The following is a 21,199-nucleotide window of genomic DNA, read 5'->3' as shown; positions in this document are numbered from 1 at the left end:
ACATCTTACAAAATATTTATCTCACAAAATAAATCTCCATACATATGAGTATTCAGCAGAACAAAAAAGTATATGGACGGGATGAGCTCAAAGGATATTTCAGGAATGGCGTGATGCCTACAGAAAACCATTTTGGTTACCTGATCGATTCTACTATCAACAAACAGGAGGATGGTTTTTCAAAAGATGAAGACAACGGCTTGCTGGTGTCTACACTGGGAAACTCTAAGCGGCTGGTATCTTTTTACCGTGCGGTAAATGACCTGGAACCTTTTTTCTGCGTGGAAAAAGATGAACAGGAATTCCCCAGTTTGCGGATACAACCCAATGTTAGCGAGGATGACGCCATACAACAGGAAAAAAGTTTCTTTTTTCATACGAATGGCAGCATGGGCATCGGCAAAAAAAGTGATCCCCGTTTTAAAGTAGATATTAACGGATTTACGGGTATGCAAGGCCGTATAGGTACTTACAAAACAGGTACCGTGCTGGCTGATGGTAAATGGCATTCCATACTTGATGAGCTGGATAATTGCCAGGCCTTTGAAGTGATGGCCAGAACCGGCAGAAAACATGCGGGCAAAATGGCCATCCTGCACGCTACTGCATTGAGTGCCTTTGGCGGTGCGCATAACAGGATCAGCCAACGTTGCGCCCACTACGGATTTTGGTGGAACAAGATCAAATTACGCTGGACAGGCAGCACGCATAATTATGCGCTGCAATTACGCAGTAACAGTAACTATGGCCTCGGCGTTGAAATTTTTTACAACATTACCAGGCTTTGGAGTGACGAACTCTTTATGCCAGATGAATATTACTATTAATCTATTTTAATACCATCCATTAATATGTCCATAGAACCTGTTCTGATAGAAAGACATAAAGTCGGTCCTCCTGCAATGGATTATGATGGACTGCTGAAAGAGGCCATCGCCCGTATACAGGAACTATCGGGTACCATATGGACCGACTACAACCAGCATGATCCGGGCGTTACCATCCTGCAGCAGCTGTGTTATGCGATAACAGATCCGGCCTACAGAACAGCCTTTCTTATTGAGGATATACTGGCAGATAAAAATAATAATATAGATCCGCTGCAGCATACTTTTTACCGGAAAGCAAATATGCTCACTTCTGCACCAGTGACTGTAAATGATTACCGCAAGCTGGTGCTGGATGAAATAGAAGATATAGAAAACATATGGATAGAACCGGTACAAACATGGCAGCCATCCGGCTGTACCAAAGGTATGTACCGGGTATTTATACAGGTAGAAGATAATATCGCTGAAAACATGACTGCCAATGCTGATGTTGTACAAAAGCTGGCAGCGCAGGTAGATCATTGTCTGCAATCCTACCGGAATATAGGGGAAGATTTTGAACCAGTTGTTGTGTTGCAGCCGCAGGAAATTTATATTAAAGCAGAAATATTTGTAGATAGCAGGCATGATCCCCAACAGATCCTGGCCATGACATGCAATGCTTTTGAGATGACGCTGCATCCGCCGGTGCGGTTTGTATCTGCTGCCGAGATGTATATCAACGGTTATACACCGGAAGACTTATATGCGGGCCCGCTGTTAAAAAAAGGATTTGTTGCCAATAGTGACCTGCGCGAAAGAAAAGAGTCGGTAGATCCTGCTGACCTGATGAAAGCCGTATCAGCCGTGGAAGGTGTGCTAAAAGTGAAAGCCATTTATTTAGCAGGAGAAGATGGTAATTATATTGCCAAACCAGTTACGATTAAAGCGGGATGTTACCCCTTCCTGCAAATGGTGAATGATAAACATGAAATAAAAATTTCCAGCGATAAGGCAGAATATAACCTGAGAGATGCCTCCTTCCTCAACATGTATCAACAGGTGAGAGTGGTAGCACGCAGAAAATTTGCCGGTCATAAGAACTCGGAAGCTTCCAAACCCCTGAAAGGAATTTATCGTGATATCGGTAAATATTATTCACTGCAGCATCACTTCCCTGCCATCTATGGTATAGGCAGGGACGGGCTGGAAAAAGAAACACCCGGTTTGCGAAAAGCGCAGGCCAAACAGCTGAAAGCCTACCTGCTTTTCTTTGAGCAGTTACTGGCCAACTACCTGGCGCAACTGAATAGTATGGGGACATTTTTTTCTCCTTACCTGGATCAGACACCGCCTTTTACCTATGCCACGCAGCCATTATATGCCGTGCCGCATGTAGCGCCTTTATTGAAAGCCTTTACGGATAAAGACCCACAGTCCTCCTGGGACCATTTTACCGCCGATACCGGTAACGGCTATATGAAAAAACTACAGGAGTTTGTGGAGTCAGACAAACTATACCAGGAACGGAAAAATCATGTACTGGATCATTTGCTGGCACGCTTCAACTTAGTATTGACAAAATACCCGGTTGCCTTTTATGAACAGGTATATGGGAATGATCCCAAAAAAAGAATCAACCTGGAACTGGAATGGAAGGCAGATGTATTACGCCAGATACCTACGCTCAGCTCCAACCGCAATCGCTCCTTCAATTACCGGGATGATATTTTTAGTACTGACGAATTGTCTGGCTACGAAAATATACTGCATAAATTACTGCACATCCGTATAGCAAAAAGAAAACGGCTGACAGCCGCTTTTGATTCCGGCAACTGGAATGTGGCGGTAAGCCATCCCGGGCAGCCGCATGTACATGTGCACCTGGTAAAAGAGTATAAATTAAAAGATGAAATACTAAAAGTAAATGTAGCCGAGAGTAACGAAGGGGAAATTATTACCGGCAAAAAATATGACTATGGCCGGCAATCTGTGTCCCTGCTACGGTATGGGCTCGACACAAAAAATTACCGCATCGTGTACGATCGTGATGACAATGTATACCTCGTTATATATCGTCATTCGGCGCATGCCCTGTGGCAAATTGTGATCAGGGAAAATACACCGGAGGAGGCCACCCGCTCCCTCAACGAGATGATCCATCACCTGAAACAAGTGAGCATTGACTCAGAAGGATGTTACCTGCTGGAACACTTGCTGCTAAAGCCTGGCTTCCAGGAAGCCGGCTTTGGTTACCGTATATATAACCGGGAAAACAGTCTCCTTTTGCAACATGCCAATTGGAGTAAGCTGGATGAACGGGAAGCACAATTGCAACAACTACAAACACTGGCAGCAGACATGGACGCAACAGCTGCTGCAGCAAATTGGCAACAGTTACAAGCTGTATACAAACTGTATTTTTACCGGAACAACGCACCGGAAGTGTTAACAGCAGCACATTTCACAGATCCTGCCACCAAAGACGATGCCGGTAAAACCATGGAAAACATACTGTTGCAGATCAGGCAAATGAAACCTAATCAGCAACGTTATGCACGTGTAGAACATTATGTAAAATACGGGGCATCGCAAATGCTGCATGAAGATTTTTTCAAATTCGGGATGAGCATCATATTTCCCGCGTGGCCGGCACGTTTTCAATATAAAGAGTTCAGAAGTTTTACAGAAGAACTGTTTAAAGAACATACGCCTGTGCAATTTCATCTGCACTTTAAATGGCTGGGCATTGCCGCCATGCATGATTTTGAATCACGCTACTTTGCGTGGCTCAAAGCAATGCACGAGAAAGTGCAGGACAGGCTCGCTACCACAGCAATCATTGATGTAATGGTAAAAGATCCTGCATTCGCTCAATACGTATTTCCGGAATAATGAAAGCACATATCATTCAACGATATAGTTTTGATGTACGGTTTGATTCCAGATCCAGGGCTTTTGCCCTGCAAGACAAGCTAAGCACACTTTTCCGGCAAACTATTAGCCCAGGTACGGATGATCTCCTGCAACAACTGATCCCCGATGACATGATGGCCGCTATAGATACACTGGAACTGGACATCGGAGAAATTGCCTATAAAGATCTTGAAGCAGAGATGCCTCCCCGGATACTGGCTGCCTTGCAGCAGGTACTGACCGATTTGCTGTATCATAATAATGCAGGCGCACAGGATAATATCACCGGTGAAATAACCATCCGCAAAGGGGAAGACCGGCTATTTGAGCTGATGTCCTATTTCCTCCTGCATGGCATTATGCCCTGGTGGGCTACTACCGGCGAACGCATGCAACCGGGGGAAGTGATACTACAGTTATCAGGCACATCACCTAACAGGCTCGCGGCTTTTTTGCGTAGCATCGCAAAAAGTGCGTATGTACGTGAACGTATGGTGCATCAGTTTTCTACCAATGTACTGCATGCCATTGTACAGGTGCTGGAACCCGCAGAAGCCTTGTTTATCATTGCTTACAGCCGGGATATATTACAGTTGCAGCAAAAACAACAACTCCTGCATACGGAAACAAATGAGCTGGAAAAAGCCATCTGGCTGTTTATGCTGACTTACCTCATCATGGAAAGAGGTACTAACTTTAACCGCAAAGAATTTGTGCGCAGTAACCTTACGCAGCTGGCGCATCATTTTAACCTGTCATACGAAACAATGCTGGAGCTGTTTTACGAGGCACAGGCCCTTTACAAGGCCAACATACCGGAAGCAAGTTTAGGCGGTTTCATAAGAAATTTATTTGCAGAGCTAACGGGGAAGGATAAACGAAAATCATTTATCAAAAACGATCCTTCTCATAAAAAAATAATGGAAGATACCGGGGAACAAATCAATATCCTCCGCTATTATCTGCTATATGGCGCTATTCCCTGGTGGGCGCCTGCTATTACTACTGCATCGTTGCAGGAAATGCTGGTGAATACCGGTTATCGCGCTGCTAATCCTTTAAAGCAGATGCTGCAGACGGTATTACAGCACAAGGCTGCTGCCGGTCGCTGGACAAATTTTATGGCATCCACCGCCACCGTAATAAAAAAAGAAGTGTATCTGAGGGAGATAAAAACCTGGGCAGATGCCACCATAGCAGACGCGCCCTACACAGAAAACTCAGCTGTTAAACAGGTACTCCTCCGCGATGTAATCCTTCACCTGCTGACATATGGCAGCATCTCCTGGTGGGGCAAAGCATATGCACATTTTTCGCTGAACAGTTTACTGGAACAACTGGCGGATCAACACCCGGATCAAACCCTGACAATACTCGAATACGCAGGCACCATGCCCGATGCCATGCAACGATTAATAGCGGGTATCAAGGCACCTGTTTTTTTCCGGTTGCTGAAACATAGTGGCATGGATACCGCAGCGGAAGAAGTATACGACAACATATATGTGTTGTTGATGGCTGTGCAACAACTAACAACAGTTACCACATTACCCCTGGAGCAATTTGTTTTGCAGGCGCTCTGGCAATCGCTCGCTATCACCCGCTATCGCCGGGTGGATAAACCGGTGTTGCTGCAACACCTGATGATGCCGTCCTGGTCTGCCTCACCGGTAGTGGCGCCACAGATGATGCACTTCCTGCTACAGCAACTGCTGCCGGCAATTAACCATCTCTCCGGCAATACGGTGCTGTCAACCGATTTGCAGGAATGGGTAAAAGTACTGCCGCTTCAACATAAAAAAATGTTGCTGCCGGTAGAGATATTACAACCGCCGGCCGTGGTAGCCGCCTGGTTGCAGCAATTCCTCGTATCCGGACAATTACCGGCAGCAGCCGGTACTACAGACGCCCCATATGCCGCCCGCTTATTGCAATGGCTGTATACCTACCACAGCGGGTATATGCAGTCGCTGCAAAACAGTATTACGTTATCTCCTTTATTATTTCAGCAGTTACAGGAAATACTCCTGTTACTGGAACCCGATACCGCGCCGGTGCAGGCATTACTGCAACCCTGGCTCGACAAAGCAATGGCAACCGATCCTCAGCTGGCAACCACCATCAATAGCCGCCTGTATCAACCATCGGTGGCCTTTAGATCGCTGTTACAGCGTATGCAGCGTTATGCAGCCGTTACAGAAGAAGATAAACGAAAAGCACTGCTGGAAGAAGCCAGACAGCTACTAACGATGTTCCTGACACGTCATCGGTTGCCGGATAAACTGGGCAGCTTGTCGTTATCTACTACCAACGAAATAATGAAAGCAGTGGTTATTTTGTTGTTTGAAGAAACACCTGCTATCCTGCATCAGCTGTTTATCAACCACCGGCAGCAGTTAGCTGCCCGGTTACAGCTCTATGGTTTGTTCTCGTTTCATGCGGGCATACCCGAAAGCCATATCCGCCAAAGCCTGGACGCCTATGCTGTGCAGGACAGTCTGCTCCTGTTGCAGGAAACAGCAGGCGATACGCTACACAGCAGTATGGCCGGTTTGCGGGATGCCGTTCGTTTTTACAAACAACGGAGTCAAACCGAAAGGAAATTATTCTACAGCAAAATACTACAGCATCCTGCGTTAGTGCAGCAAATGGCGCAGCATCTGGATGACGATGCCTTCCTGGATATGATGCAGGATACACACCTTGGCTGGACAGGCAACACCGTAGATGCCCTGCGCGAACTGCAGCAACTGCTGGAAACACTGCTGCCCGGCAGCCACGAAAAAGAACAGCTGCAGCTGGCCTTCCGGCGCTTCCACCTGTTATTACTCGGCGGACATATACATGTATACGATACACGCAGTTATGCTACCCGCTTCCTGGCTTTTATTACAGCTACTGCCCCGGTAATAGCCAATCCGCTTATTAATCAGCTGGCCCAAAGTATCCACCACATCACGGCACTATCGTATACGCACATACGAAATATATTACCGGTATTACAACAACAGGCTACCGCACACATCACTGCCAGTCAGCACCAGCAGCTATTACGGGAAAGCCTGTACGAAAAAGACAGGCAGCTCACCGGCACACCTCCGTCTTCAGGTCCTTCCGCTGAGAAAGAGCTACCACCGCCACGTAACAAAGATGCCGATACCTGGGCCAAAGTAAAAAAACTACCCCTGGAAACTATTTATACCGGCAATGCAGGGCTGATTATCCTGCATCCTTTTCTTCCTTACGGATTTAAACGGCTGGGGCTTGTAAATGACGAAGGTTTTGTAAACAGGGAAGCGCAGCACCGTGGTGTGCACCTGTTGCAATACATGGTAAACGGAAAAGAAGTGCATGCAGAACATGAGCTGGCCCTCAACAAAATTTTATGTAACCTTCCGCTGGAAGAACCTGTCCCTGCCGAAATGCTGCTTACCGGTGAAGAAAAACAACTCTGCGGAGAATTGTTGCAGGTACTGCTTCAACGCTGGGAGAAAATGAATAACACCTCTGTAGAAGGCTTCCAGGCAGCCTTTCTGCAAAGAGAGGGCGCTTTATGGCAAAAGGAGGACGACTGGTGGCTGCGGGTGGAACAAAGAGGTTATGATATGATATTACAAACCTTACCCTGGGGTATCGGTATGATAAAAACACCCTGGATGGAAAAAACAATATATACAGAATGGGCATACAGTTAATTGCGGCCAACGCCGCCGTATTGCAGGAAGAGCTGGAATGGTTCCGGCTATTGGCCACTGCACGCATGCAACAATACTTTGAAGGAACTACACAGGAACCCCCTCCCCCTCCTGATCTGCGAAAAGATACTTCTGTGTATGCACAGATTGTAACGCATTACAGAATGAATGAGGCAGAGCGGATCATCCTGCTGCTGGCGCTTATTCCGCATATACATCCGCAGCTGCTGGACATCTTTTTTGTAAAGAATGCTACCTACGACAGGGGCTTCACTGAATTTGGCGGCATCAAAGGTGTACATCATGGCGGCTTTCTGCCCACAGGTGAAACGGCGGCCTTTTTGCTTGCGTCCAGCAGTTTACAGCAACGGTTTATACTGATCCGGTGTTTTAGTCCTGATCATTTTTTTGCAAAACATCAGATCCTGAAACTCACGCCGGCAGCAGAGGAGCCTTTATTGAGCGGTACGCTGACCCTTTCCGCAGAATATCTCAGCCTGTTTACACAAGGGGTAGCACATCAACCAGATTACAACATTCACTTCCCGGCAAAACGAATAGAAACAGGTATGGAATGGGAAGACCTGGTGCTGGAATCACATGCGATGGAAGAAGTGGAAGAAATCCGTACCTGGATAGAATACGGCCGCACATTGCTGGACGACTGGGGTATGAGCCGCAAAATAAAGCCGGGCTACCGCAGCCTGTTCTATGGCCCACCGGGAACAGGGAAGTCGCTCACTGCCTGTCTGCTGGGCAAAACATTCAACATGGATGTTTACCGCATAGATCTCTCATTGGTTGTTTCAAAGTTTATAGGCGAAACAGAAAAAAACCTGGCGATGGTATTCGACAGGGCCATCAATCAACAGTGGATCTTATTTTTTGATGAGGCAGATGCATTGTTTGGCAAGCGCACACAAACGTCTTCTTCCAACGATCGTTATGCTAACCAGGAAGTAGCTTATCTGCTGCAGCGAATAGAAGATTTTCCCGGTGTGGTTATATTGGCGACTAATCTGAAAGCCAATATTGACGAGGCTTTCAGCCGGCGTTTTCAATCTATGATCTATTTTTCTATACCCAGCCCTGAACAACGTTTACGTATATGGCAAAAATCATTTCCGGATCATGTGCAGCTGGAGGATAAACTGAACCTGGAAGAAATAGCTAAAAAACATGAAATGGCCGGTGGTACTATTATCAATGTAGTGCGTTACAGCTGCCTGATGGCGCTGAAACAGGGAGGCAAAACTATTTTGCAGAAAGATGTGATAGCCGGCATCCGCAAAGAGTACGGAAAAGACGGTAAGATCGTTTAACGGCTATAATTTTTCCGGTTCAGGTGGCAGTTCCGAATGCAGCTGCATCGCCTTTGCCCCCATTGTATCCGCTTCGCTTTCGAGGCCCGGATCATCATTTACCGGTATCCCTTGTTTCATTTGCATAGTAGCCTGAACCCTACCCTGCCGCTGTTGCACTACATGCCAGGCTTCATGCGGTAAATGTTTTTCCTGTCCGGCACCGAGATGAATATCATTTCCCTGTGCATAAGCGTGCGCATTGAGCTGTGCCGGTTTATCTGAGTTATAATGCACTTTTACAGCAGAAAGATCCATCCCTGACATATTCTCCACACCAGATTTTAACTGATCCGGCATACCGGTAAGATTGGGTTTAAACTGGGTCACAAATTTACCTTGTGCCGGTTTCTCCTCTTCAGGTAAAATTGCTCTCTGCAGCACAAATTTTGCTTGTGCCGGCAATGAAGTCTCTTCCTCTTCCGTTGTTTTAAATTGTGTAATAGATTTCTTTTGTGCTAATTCCTCTTCCATGGCTGGTTGCTTTTGCAGCACCGGCGCCGGCAACGAAATACCGTGAAGTGTCGTATTCCTGTTGGCAACAGCCCGTTGGGCAACAGGAAGATTTTCTTTTGAGGAATACTGGGTAGACATGAGATATCAGGTTATTGAATGAATAGTAACCACGCTATGAATTTAAGCAAATAATTGCAAAAAGCATAGCATATTTCACTCGTATGTATAATGATGTGCAAACACCGATACGGATAGTAGTTGGGCGTTCATTTGTTAATGCATCTATCTACCTTTAATATTTGTTAAATATGCAATAAAATCGAAGCCGCATCGGTATCCCCTTATAACTATTTACACTATACCACTTCGTATTTATTAACAAACTAAAAAAAAGAATGTCATGCTAACAACCATTCCATTACCAGTGCTTAATTGCCCGTTTCCTGAAAGCTTAAATGCTAATGTTTATGAAGCCGACAGGCATACTGCTTCATGGGTAAGAAAATTTGGCCTGGTAACAGACAGTACCCTTTGGAACACCTACCACAAACAAAAATTCACCTGGATGGTAGCCCGGATGTTCCCGAATGCAAGTTTTTCATCTTTATGTATTGCCAGTGATTTTAACACCCTTTTGTTTTTATGGGATGATCATCTTGATGCACCCTCTCCGGATGTCGTTAATGCAGGGTTTGAATACACCGTAAAAAGCATCATGCAGATCCTTCAGACGGGCAAAGTTTATACCCTGCAAACAGGTGGCCCTATCCTCAGTGCCATGAGCGATATCTGGCAAAGAATGCAGCTGATCAGTACCCGGGCGTGGCAAATCCGTTTTGCACGCAGCCTTAAAGCTGCATTTATGGCCAATAGCTGGCGTATGCAGCATGTAGACAATGCAAAGAAGATCTCCTTAAAAGAATACATCCGGTTCAGGCCACAAATTGGAGGCGCTAATTTTTTCCTGGATCTGGCTATGTTAATGGGAGAAATTAATTTACCGGCTAATTTGTTATCCAACAGGCTGGTAAAGAATATGGGGCTTTATTGCAGTCAAACTATTTGCTGGGCAAATGATCTGTTTTCTTTCACCAAAGAATCAGCGCTGGGAGATGAATTAAACCTGGTGATGTTGCTGAAACATCATCATCACCTTTCGCTTGAAAAGGCAGTTGAGCAGGCGGTAAAAATTCACAACTCGGAAGTGGCGTTATTCAATAACACCGCGGATGTGCTGATTGCTTTATGTGCGTCGGAACTGAAACCGGTACTTGAACAGTACGCGCTTACGCTTGGTTTAATGATGAGGGGAAATATAGATTGGAGTACCCGGGATACTACCCGTTATCAGCATGCATACAGTGAATTACTGCACCAATAACTTGTTCAGGGTGCTATTCAGTAATTTAAGCTCAATAGGTTTGGTGATATAATCACTCGCACCGGCACCGAGCATATCATTAATAGATTCCTGGAATGCATCACCGGAAACAGCCACCACCGGAATATTTTTCAACTCCGGTATTTCACGGATGGTTTGCAATGTTTCTTTTCCGCTAAGTCCCGGCATATATGAATCTATGAAAATAATATCCGGTTTTTCGTCCATTGCTTTGTTCACTCCTTCTACACCATTGCTGGCAGAAATGATGATAAATCCGAGCCTGCGTAAAAAACTGGCCAGGATCAGCTGACTCATTTCATTATCATCGATCACCAGGCATTTCAATCCTTTATGAAGGGTAAGTTCCATGAAGGAAGGCTTGGTGGTTGGAAGCGCGTTTTCGCAGATGGTGAGCGGCAACCTGACAATAAATGCAGTGCCTTCATCCACCACACTATTAACCACTATTTTACCACCCATTAATTCAACATACTTTTTAGTAATCGGAAGGCCAAGACCTGTTCCTTCAAAATCGCTTTTACCTGCCACAAACGGTGTGAATAAAGTGAGCAGCTGTTTTTGTCCGATACCAGCGCCCTGGTCTCTTACCAGCACCTGCCACTGGTCATTATCCCTGGCAAGCGAAATGGTGATGATACTATTGGTTTTTGTGAATTTAATAGCATTGAACAACAGGTTATTTAATACCTGTGTCAGTTTTCCTTTATCCGCAATAATATCTGCGGGCATCCCTTCATGAATATCCAGTTTTATTTTTACGCCCCGGATATCTGCGATATATTGATAAACGATTATTTTATCGGCCATCAATTCTCTTACATTGAATGCTTCATTTTGAATATCATGGGAGGCGCCTTCTTCTATTTTAGATATCGCCAATATGTTATTAATAATCTGCAATACGTTGTGCGTAGCAGAATACAGGTGTTCTATTTCCTGTTTAATGTCGCTGTATTTTTCTTCCTTATGCACTCTCATCATTAAATCCTGGCTGATGCCATAAATAGCATTCAACGGGTTACGGATTTCGTGGCTTGTTTCACGAACAAATATTGTTTTTTCGTTTGTTGCCTTTTCCAGTTTCTTATTGAGTACCCTTAATTTCTTTACATATAAGAAAACAGTGGCAATATCGAGGAATAAAATAGCCGGTATGGTAATCCAGCGAATAATAAACTGCTGGTCATGACCTTTTATAGTAGGATCTACGAATGTGTAGTAATAATTTACTTCACATGCAATCAGTGATAAAAACGCGATAATGACACTGGCAATAATCAGTGGCCGGGTTTTGAATAACATCAGCGAAGCTCCCAGCAAAAATATAAACAGTAGGTGTACCTCTGTTATCATTCCTAATACAGCACTGAAATAAACGATAGCAACATTGTTTATTGCTATAAATGCAATGCTGGCCATTACGGGCTTACGAATACTATTTAAGAAAATTACACTGGTAAAAGTGATCCCTTCAATAAAAGCCGGTAACAACAAACCCATTTTGCCGGTAGCTGCATAAATAATAATACCAAAAAGGAAACAAAGCGTAATAGTAATGATGGAAAAGGTATTGACCATTTTAGTCACCTTCTTTTGTTCATCATCCTGGAGGAGTGAACCTGTATTTATTATAGCATGGAGTATATATTTTAAATCCATTTTGGTTATCATTTTGAGAGGCAGTTGCAGGGTCTAAGAGATTTCAAGGTAAACTATTCATATGTTAATTCACATTAATTCACAAAAAACAATCTCATGTTTTTTCAGTTGCAATTTAAGCAATATTTAGAATTAAAAAAGCCCTCCTGACCAGGAGGGCACTATATTTCCGCATTTTTTAAAATGCAATATTAATAACTCAATGTAATCCCTGCGCCAAGACCCATATCACTATCATAATGTGTTGATAACGCGAAATTCTTTGTTACTATATATCTGAAACCTGCCATATATTCCTTGTCAGTATTAACCATAAAGCTGAACCGTAAGCGTTTGGTTACCGGAACATCTTCTCTCATCAATTGGAAACGCAGTTTACCTTCTGTATCCAATGAAGCGTCTGCTACAATCAGCATTGGTAAAGTGTATTGCAGGCCCACATGAAATACTTGTCTGAAATCTTTGGTATTCTTTTGTCCGAAGAGGTTCTTCTCAGTTTCTTCCATTTTACGATAGCGGAAGTCCCAGCCAATGTAAGGGAACAACCATTGCATTTTACCTATGTATCTTCCAAAATGGCTTTCACTTTCATATCCATGGTGATCATTCAACCCAATACGCCATTCAGTAGATAAGCGGTAGCGCGTGTTAGCCACCATTATCTCACCATCGCTGCCGGTGCTTTCTAATCCCACTCTGGCCATGGTATGCAACATCCTGTCGTCGCGTTTTAGCATTTTATAAGCCATTGCCGGGTCCGGTACTTCCGGATTGGGAGGTGAATTTTCATAACTGAATACCCTGCCCATTCCGCTCATCATGTGGTATAAAATATGGCAGTGAAAGAACCAGTCGCCGCTTTCAGTGGCTGCAAATTCAATGGTATCCGTTTCCATGGGCATTATATCCAGCACCGTTTTAAGCGGGGAGTATGCTCCCTGTCCGTTTAATACCCGGAAAAAGTGGCCGTGCAGGTGCATAGGGTGCCGCATCATGGTATTATTGTACAGTATGATCCGTACGTTCTCCCCTTTCTTAATCAGGATCTTATCCGTTTCAGAAACAGTTTTATTATTGATGCTCCAAACATAACGGTTCATATTTCCTGTGAGTTCAAATTTCAACAGCTTTACCGGAGCGTCCGGCAATGTTGTTTTTTCAGGTGCCCGCAGCATGCCGTAATTCAGGGTAACAATATCTGAAGAGGTGTTACCCATCTGCATGCCAGGCATATCGTGTTTTTTGGAAGTATCTGCATCGCCTGTCATTTCAGGATACATCACGGTGTTCATGTCCATCTGCTGATTGGTCATTTCCATGCCGCCACTCGTATCCAGATCACCATTCATCTTCATCATCCCATTCATCATCTTCATGCCTTCAAAATATTTCAGGCGGGGCAACGGCGTAACGGGCATTTTCATGCCACTACCTAACCATAAAGAAGTGGACCGGGTACGATCTTCTGCAGTAGCTAAAAATTCATAGCTCATATCCGCAGGAACAGTAACCATAACATCATATGTTTCTGATACGCCTACCAGTAGCCTGTCTACTTCTACCGGTACTACTGCTGCGCCATCATTAGCCATTACGGTTATTTTGCTGCCGGCATAATTTAACCAGAAGTAAGTGGAAGAGCTGCCGTTGATAACCCTCAACCGCACCTTATCCCCTGCTTTAAATTGTGGTTGTTCATCTACCGGTTTACCATTGGTTAAGAAACGTTCATAATAAACATCGCTTACATCCATGGCATTCATACGTTTCCATTCATTGGTAATTTTAGTATTAAAATATCCTTTGCTGATGGCTTCACTGTAACTCTGCACAGCTCCTTTTTTGATGGCAAACCAATCACTCGCATTATGCAGGTAACGGTTCACCGTATGCGGATGCATGTCTGTCCAGTCGCTCAGCACCATGGTATATTCCTTAGCCGGTTTTTCATTTCTTTTATAAAAAACAAGTGCACCGTACATACCGCTTTGTTCCTGGAACATGGTATGACTATGATACCAGTAAGTACCGTTTTGTACGATGGGGAATTTAAACAAATGTGTCTGGCCGGCTTTAATGGGTTGGGTTGTCAGATAAGAAACACCATCGTATTGATTAGGCAAAATAATACCGTGCCAGTGAATAGAAGTTTCTTCGTTCAGGGTATTGTGTACATATATTTCGGCGGTATCTCCTTCTGTGAAATATAAGGTGGGACCGGGAATACTGCCATTAATCGCTAAAGCGTGTTTTGTTTTACCGGAATAATTTACAGTGGTATCTCCGACATACAGATCATACCGGATGGTTGTTGTTTTTTGAAGACCCGCACCTGATGGCTGGTTCATGGGGGCTTGTGCAGCTACAAAGCCGCACAATGCCATGAATGTAATATAGAGAAATATTGCTTTCATAATTGAATATAAGAAACTACTTAATGGTGTCGCTTACTTTTCCGCAGGTAAGCATCTGGCTGCCATAGTAAGGGTTTTTAATAGCTGAACTGCTGCTTAACCAATACGCTTTTTTCATAGGGCAATACTCCTGGTAAACAGGTTGCCGGGTAAGAGAAACACCTTTGGCCAACAAATAAAAATTATCAGAGAATGTTTTGAAATGTTCCCGCTGCTGACTGATATCTGTACTACCAGCTATAAATTTTGCATCTGCGATCAGTTTTTCTTCCAAAGGCATAAATACATGATGTACTGCTGCGGGTAAAGATTTCATATCTACTCCGCTGACAGTTTTTACAAACTCACCTGCCTTAGCCGCAGCAGCGCCGGCGTTGCCACCTATTAACGCATCTTTAATATCGTAGTATTGTGTCAGTAAAGGAGATAATGCGGGTACATTTGTTTTGTCCTGCGCCATAGCGGGCAGTCCTAATGATGCCATAAAAACTGTTGCAATAGATAATATCTTTTTCATGTTTGTAGATTTAATATTTGATAGATTGATACCCTATTTATTAAGCTACTGCTTCTGCTTTATAACCAGCTTTTTCTATCGCACTTTTAATATCGCTTTTGCTGGCCTGTTCTGTTGATACGGTTAATACTTTATCCGGGCTTAACAAATCCACTTCCCAGTTATCGGCTCCTGCTACTTCATTTAATACCGGGGTTACTGTAGCGATACAACCGGAACATTTAATATTGGTTTTAAACTGTATTGTGTTCATTTTTTTATTTTTTTAAGATGATGATTGTTTGTTTGATGATGTAAAATTACGTTGAACCGATTGCGTTATTGTTATACAATTACCAATACGTTTTATATAATTATTAAAACAACTATCCTATTTCTACGGTTACATCATTACTCAGTGGATAGCTCTGGCAAAGCAGTATCATGCCTTCGTCCAGGTCCGTTTTTTGTAATGCATAATTTTGCAGCATATTTACTTTTCCTGCGGTAAGTTTAGCGGCGCAAATACCGCATGTACCCGCCTTACAGGAATATGGCAGGGAAATTCTATCTTCCAGCGCAGCAGCTAAAATTGATTTGCCTGCGGGTACTTCCAATAAATTCGATTGTTCATAAAAATGCAGCAATACTTCCTGCGCCTGTAAGGATAAGGCATCCGGCGTTTCTGTTTTTTCCGGCAAGAACCACTCCATAAAAACGTTACCTGCCGGTACCTGCCATGCCTCCAGCATCTCCTGGTGCATTTTCATCAGGCCCACAGGGCCACAAAGAAAATAATGCGCGTCCTGGTGGGGAGCTGTCATTCCCTGTTTAATCAGCTTCCTGGTGATCAGTTTATTGAGCCTGCCATTGATAAAAGTACCGCTGGTGGTATTATCCGGAGCGGATAATGCATGGTGGATATTTAAACGATCACTATGTCTTTGTTGCCAGTCGGCTATAGACTGCCGGAATATAATTTCTTCGTGCGAGCGGCTGGCATAGATAATGGTCACCTGCATATCTGCTGACCGGCTAATGATAGAACGGGCAATGGAGAATAACGGTGTGATGCCGCTGCCACCTGCCAATAATACTACATGTTTTGTTTTTTCAAAGATATCCGCAGCCGGGGTGAAGGATCCATATGGCCCTTCTACCTTCCATTGGCGGATATGTGCCACTTCATTCACAATAAAATTGCTCATGATACCACCGGCTACTTTTTTAACGGTGATGGCCGGATTTTCTGCTTCATCCGGTGATGAACTTAAAGAATATGATCTTGTTACCGGCACTCCTTCGATAGATAAAGTAAGTTGGATGAATTGTCCGGGTTTATAGATAAAAGGTACGCCGCCGGTATCAAATATTATTGTGATGGTTTCGGGTGTTTCCCTTATGATACCGGCGGTTTTCCAAATATGCGTGTTGCTCATGCTACAAATAAATTTAAACGCTTAAACATTATAATCTTGCAGCTTTTAAGCGGAGACTATTACTCACAACACTTACAGAACTCAATGCCATAGCAGCTCCTGCAATCATCGGATCTAATAAAAATCCGTTGATCGGAAATAAAACGCCTGCTGCAATGGGAATACCGATGATATTATAAATGAATGCCCAGAAAAGGTTTTGTTTAATGGTGCTGACAGTTTTACGGGAAAGTTTTAATGCTTTGGGAATACTGTTCAGGTCAGAAGTGATCAGTGTCATTTTTGCCACATCCATTGCAATGTCTGAACCCTTGCCCATTGCGATGCTTACATCTGCCTGGGCCAGCGCCTGTGAATCATTAATACCATCGCCTACCATAGCTACCACTTTTCCTGCCTGTTGTAATTCTTTTACAAATGCTGCTTTATATGCGGGTAATACTTCTGCCTTATAAGATTTTATGCCTACCTGTTGTGCCACTGCAGCCGCTGTATGGGCATTATCACCGGTAAGCATGTATACTTCAATACCATCCCGCTGTAACGCTTCAATGGCTTCTTTTGAGGTAGCCTTTATTTTATCGGCAATGGCAATCACAGCGAGGAGTTTTTTATTGGCAGCAAAGTACACCACTGTTTTAGCGGCTGCCTGTAAAGCACCGGCCTGAGCTGATAAAGCGGCATCAATAAGGATACTATTTGCGTTCATTAATTTGCTGTTGCCTACAAAATAGTGTTGACCTTCGTATGTTCCTTTAACACCTTGTCCGGTAAGGCTTTCAAAGTGCTGCAACGGTACCGCTTTTACACCGGTTTGTTTCAGGTGTGTGATCACGGCTTCCGCTAACGGGTGTTCTGACTGATGTTCCAGTGAATAAAGAATAGCCTGTTGTGCATCGTGTTCCTGCGCTTGTGTATTCCATATGATGTCGGTTACCACTGGTTTACCTTCAGTGATAGTACCGGTTTTATCCAGGATAATAACATTTACTTTATGTGCCAGCTCCAGGCTTTCCGCATCTTTAATCAGTATGTTATTTTCAGCACCTTTACCTACACCTACCATGATAGCTGTCGGGGTGGCCAGTCCGAGTGCACAGGGACAAGCAATTACCAGTACCGTAACCGAAGTAAGCAGTGCATGTGTAAAGGCATTATCGCCGCCAAATATCATCCATGAAACAAAGGTTAATATGGCAATTCCTATTACTACCGGTACAAAGATGCCTGCAATTTTATCTACCAGCTTTTGCACCGGTGCTTTACTGCCTTGTGCTTCCTGCACCATTTTGATGATCTGTGCTAACAGTGTATCTGCTCCTACCTTTTCGGCCCTGAACTGAAAACTGCCTTTCTGATTGATAGTACCTGCGAAAACGCCATCACCGGTCTTTTTAGCCACCGGTACGGGTTCACCGGTAATCATGCTTTCATCTACATAAGAGGTACCGTTGGCTACTTTACCATCTACCGGAATTTTTTCTCCCGGTTTTACCATCAACAGATCGTTTACTTTTACGCTGGCAATAGGAATTTCCTGTGTGTTGCCTGATGCATCAACAAGCAATACTGTTTTGGGTTGCAGGCCAATCAGTTTTTTTATAGCGGAGGAAGTATTTGATTTTGCTTTTTCTTCCAGTAATTTTCCGAGAGATATAAAGGCAATCACCACAGCGGCTGCTTCAAAATATACGTGGGCATGTAATCCGCGCTGGTGCCAGAACTCAGGGTATATGGTATTAAAGGCACTGAACAACCAGGCAATACCGGTACTTAAGGCCACCAGGGTATCCATATTGGCTTTACGATGACTGGCCTGTTTCCATGCATTGACAAAAAAGCTACGGCCCAGGAAAAATACCACTGGTGTAGCCAGTGCCATCATAATGTAGTTACCATAAGGCAAATCCATAAAGAACATACCAATAATGACGATAGGGAGTGATAATACAGAAGCCCATATTGTTCTTTGTTTTACGGCTCTATAGCGTCGTTGCTGCGCTTCTTCTTTTACTTCATCCTGGTTTTCTTTATCAATCAGCAGGTCGTAGCCTATAGAACGAACGGTGTTTTGTAATATCTCAGGAGTAACGGTAGCGTGATCATATTGTACCCAGGCCGTTTGGTTGGCGAAGTTTACGCCGGCATCTGTAACGCCGGGAACTGACTTTAGCATGGATTCTACACTGATAGCACAGGCTGCGCAGGTCATTTCCAATACGGGAAAGCTTTCTTTGGTGATGCCTGTCTTTTGTTGCTTTGTAATGGTGGGTGCTGGTTGCACGGATATAGCTGATGACATATTTTCTAATTTTATACAAAGCTACTTCGTGCGGGGGGCCTGGGTGTTACACTATTTACTATAAATTGTATATAATTTCAATGGTTTATGTTTTAAAGAGCGTCATATAAATGGAGGAGAAGGGCATCCAGACGGGCTAAAAGCATCATTTACCCTTTGTTTTCTGCGCCCATTCTTTTGATTCAGTTTTCAGGTTTCCTTTTACCCAGCGTTGCAGCTCCCCGTCATCCGATTTGTCTTCATTTACAATACTGACTGAATGCCATTGAAGTGCCCGTGCTTTTCTAACAGCTTGTTGAGGATAACATTGGAGCGGAACGTATAGGAATGAATTTGCATTGCGCCCTAATAATCCTAATCTTCCACCAATATCGTGCGGGAATACACTGCCGGCTATTCCGGGAAAATTTACCCCTCCTGTATCTCCACCATGGCCAATGGTTACTACAATTGTACGTTCGCTGGTACTTATAAACTGAGCTACATTTTCCAGCCCCGGGGCATAAGCAATAAAACTGCCGCTCAACTCACCGGGAACAGGTGAGATCAACAGGCTGTCCGGTGGCCGGTATAACTGAACGATAGCGCCTAAACTGGTTAATTTTTTTGAAGCTAATGCTGCAATATCTAAGTGAATTATCTCCTGATCAATGGTCTGTTGAATAATACTCGGGTAAATATAAGCTCCTCTGGCTGTTGCTTCCTCCATGGTATTATAAATAGCAATAGCCAGTTCTTCTGTATCCGTAGGTTTTTTTTCCAATCCATTATAAACCTTTTTTACCAATTCCATTTGTGAAGCTTTCATCTTTCCCCCTATTACCACCACCACTGCTTTTACACCTTTTAAATCTTCCGTTATATTTTTATCGTCCTCATTATCACTTTTTTGCGCTGTGTCAAATGTCTCATCATCATAATAATCATCTTCATAGTTATATTCGTCCTCTTCATCTTCCTCATACTCTTCATCATCGCTTTCATGGGCTGATTTCTTTTCTTTCTTCAAGTCCGCGGTGGTATGTTTTTCTTCCGGAAGCGGCTTTTCTATTTTTCCGCCTTCTTTTTCCTGCGGTTCAGTAACCTTTTCCAGTCTATCAAAGATGTCCGACACCTCACTATAATTACGCGCTTTATCCCTCATCAGTTCATTGAACTGCTTCGTCATAGCAGAATCAGCGTCCTCCAATTGGCTTAGCCCAAATTCTATTAACTGCTTCTTTAGTTCAACTATTTCCACATCAGCCAGATCTGATTTCTTATTATACATTCTTTGAATGGCGGATGCCTGTTGCTGTGGGGAGAAAACTGGCTGTACAGCTGGTCTGGATATACCTGTTCCTGCATTATTTTCTGCAACAGCTTTACTGGAACGTTTATCTGATTGGGTGGCATCATAGTGCTGTTTCATAGCAGGAAGATTAGTACTTAGCAAATAGGTAATAGTAATTTACACTAATTACTATGAATGTAGAAATATACAGACAGTACAGGAGGCTGGAATTTTAATCAGTATTACCTTCTTTCTGCGTATAGGATAGCTTGGATTTACGGATCTCTTTAAAGTAGGAAGGATTAAGTCCGGTTTGCGCTTTAAACTGCCTGGATAAATGCGGTGCGCTGCTGAAACCTAATTTAAAAGCAATGTCCGGCAGGGTATCGGCTGTATATACCAGGAGTTCTTTTACTTTTTCTATCCGGTATTCAATCAGGTATTTTTCCAATGTAATGCCTTCCTCTGCAGAAAAAATGGTGCTGACAACATTATAGTCCTTGTTTAGATTAGCCACCACTATATCAGAAAAGCGAAAGTCATCCGGAAAATCGTATGATCCGCTATAAACCAGTTCTACCAATGCTTTCACCTCTCTTATCAGCTTCTTTTTTTTATCTTCCAGCAGGGTAAAGCCCAATGGACGAAGTCTTTCTTCTAATATTGTCATGTCTGGCAATGATAAGGCAGCCACTGTTGTAACTTCCCCCAGACTTATATTTGAAAAAGGTATTTCCAGCTCATGAAACAGCTGGCGGATAGTAAGAATGCATCTGTCGCAGACCATCCCTTTGATTAAGATTTTATAACTATGCTGCATAAAAACACTTATTTGAATCTATGCAAAGTTGAGGGATGATAAAGAGATATTGTTATACAATTAAGGAGAACAGTTATAAAATTATAATACCGGTAAATTCCTCCCTATGCATTCATATTTTCACTATATTCATGCAAACGATTGCATAAATGAT

14 protein-coding genes are annotated in these 21,199 nt (G+C 43.5%); 5 read left to right on the top strand and 9 right to left on the bottom strand.

The annotated features are described in order from the left end of the window. Nucleotides 1–44 precede the first annotated feature (44 nt). Genes CLV51_RS19185 through CLV51_RS19170 form a run of 4 tightly spaced genes read left to right on the top strand, consistent with a single transcriptional unit; the run spans nucleotide 45 to nucleotide 8,742 of the window. Nucleotides 45–827, top strand: coding sequence for a hypothetical protein (locus tag CLV51_RS19185; RefSeq protein ID WP_106529701.1), 783 nt, complete (start codon nucleotides 45–47; stop codon nucleotides 825–827). 24 nt (nucleotides 828–851) lie between these two features. Then, nucleotides 852–3,704: a hypothetical protein gene (locus CLV51_RS19180; RefSeq protein WP_106529700.1), complete on the top strand. Its 2,853-nt coding sequence runs from the start codon at nucleotides 852–854 to the stop codon at nucleotides 3,702–3,704. Beyond that, nucleotides 3,704–7,420, top strand: a complete 3,717-nt coding sequence (locus tag CLV51_RS19175) for a contractile injection system tape measure protein (protein ID WP_106529699.1) — start codon at nucleotides 3,704–3,706, stop codon at nucleotides 7,418–7,420. The genes CLV51_RS19180 and CLV51_RS19175 overlap by 1 nt, the downstream gene beginning before the upstream one ends. Further along, nucleotides 7,405–8,742: an ATP-binding protein gene (locus CLV51_RS19170; protein ID WP_106529698.1), complete on the top strand. Its 1,338-nt coding sequence runs from the start codon at nucleotides 7,405–7,407 to the stop codon at nucleotides 8,740–8,742. Before CLV51_RS19175 ends, CLV51_RS19170 begins: the two co-directional genes overlap by 16 nt. A gap of 3 nt (nucleotides 8,743–8,745) precedes the next feature. On the opposite strand, the gene CLV51_RS19165 is transcribed toward CLV51_RS19170, so the two are convergent. Then, nucleotides 8,746–9,375, bottom strand: a complete 630-nt coding sequence (locus CLV51_RS19165; protein ID WP_211302058.1) for an eCIS core domain-containing protein — start codon at nucleotides 9,373–9,375, stop codon at nucleotides 8,746–8,748. 262 nt (nucleotides 9,376–9,637) lie between these two features. Between CLV51_RS19165 and CLV51_RS19160 the strand changes: the two genes are divergently transcribed. Continuing rightward, nucleotides 9,638–10,618 carry a terpene synthase family protein gene (locus tag CLV51_RS19160; protein ID WP_106529697.1) on the top strand — a complete coding sequence of 327 codons (981 nt, stop codon included), beginning with the start codon at nucleotides 9,638–9,640 and terminating at the stop codon, nucleotides 10,616–10,618. Here the strand turns inward: CLV51_RS19160 and CLV51_RS19155 are convergent. From CLV51_RS19155 to CLV51_RS19120, 8 genes are all read right to left on the bottom strand, one after another. Then, nucleotides 10,604–12,301, bottom strand: coding sequence for an ATP-binding response regulator (locus CLV51_RS19155; RefSeq protein WP_158267065.1), 1,698 nt, complete (start codon nucleotides 12,299–12,301; stop codon nucleotides 10,604–10,606). The genes CLV51_RS19160 and CLV51_RS19155 overlap by 15 nt on opposite strands. A 191-nt stretch (nucleotides 12,302–12,492) precedes the next feature. Beyond that, a complete protein-coding gene (locus CLV51_RS19150; protein ID WP_106529695.1) occupies nucleotides 12,493–14,715 on the bottom strand; it encodes a multicopper oxidase domain-containing protein in 2,223 nt (740 codons plus the stop codon). 16 nt (nucleotides 14,716–14,731) lie between these two features. Further along, nucleotides 14,732–15,232 carry a DUF3347 domain-containing protein gene (locus tag CLV51_RS19145; protein WP_106529694.1) on the bottom strand — a complete coding sequence of 167 codons (501 nt, stop codon included), beginning with the start codon at nucleotides 15,230–15,232 and terminating at the stop codon, nucleotides 14,732–14,734. Nucleotides 15,233–15,272: 40 nt separating this feature from the next. Continuing rightward, nucleotides 15,273–15,485, bottom strand: a complete 213-nt coding sequence (locus CLV51_RS19140) for a heavy-metal-associated domain-containing protein (RefSeq protein WP_106529693.1) — start codon at nucleotides 15,483–15,485, stop codon at nucleotides 15,273–15,275. A 112-nt stretch (nucleotides 15,486–15,597) separates the two neighbouring features. Further along, nucleotides 15,598–16,650 carry a ferredoxin--NADP reductase gene (locus CLV51_RS19135; RefSeq protein WP_106529692.1) on the bottom strand — a complete coding sequence of 351 codons (1,053 nt, stop codon included), beginning with the start codon at nucleotides 16,648–16,650 and terminating at the stop codon, nucleotides 15,598–15,600. Between the two features lie 28 nt (nucleotides 16,651–16,678). Next, the gene (locus tag CLV51_RS19130; protein ID WP_211302057.1) at nucleotides 16,679–18,952 is read right to left on the bottom strand and encodes a heavy metal translocating P-type ATPase; all 2,274 of its coding nucleotides are present in this window, start codon (nucleotides 18,950–18,952) and stop codon (nucleotides 16,679–16,681) included. Between the two features lie 145 nt (nucleotides 18,953–19,097). Next, a complete protein-coding gene (locus CLV51_RS19125; protein WP_106529691.1) occupies nucleotides 19,098–20,363 on the bottom strand; it encodes a hypothetical protein in 1,266 nt (421 codons plus the stop codon). A gap of 94 nt (nucleotides 20,364–20,457) precedes the next feature. Then, nucleotides 20,458–21,045, bottom strand: a complete 588-nt coding sequence (locus CLV51_RS19120) for an AraC family transcriptional regulator (protein ID WP_106529690.1) — start codon at nucleotides 21,043–21,045, stop codon at nucleotides 20,458–20,460. Between the last annotated feature and the right edge of the window lie 154 nt (nucleotides 21,046–21,199).

Origin of the sequence: Chitinophaga niastensis (genome assembly GCF_003014755.1) — a bacterium.
GTDB classification, from domain to species: Bacteria; Bacteroidota; Bacteroidia; order Chitinophagales; family Chitinophagaceae; genus Chitinophaga; species Chitinophaga niastensis.
Note: the sequence above shows the minus strand (reverse complement) of the source record. Positions and strands in the feature narration are given on the sequence as shown.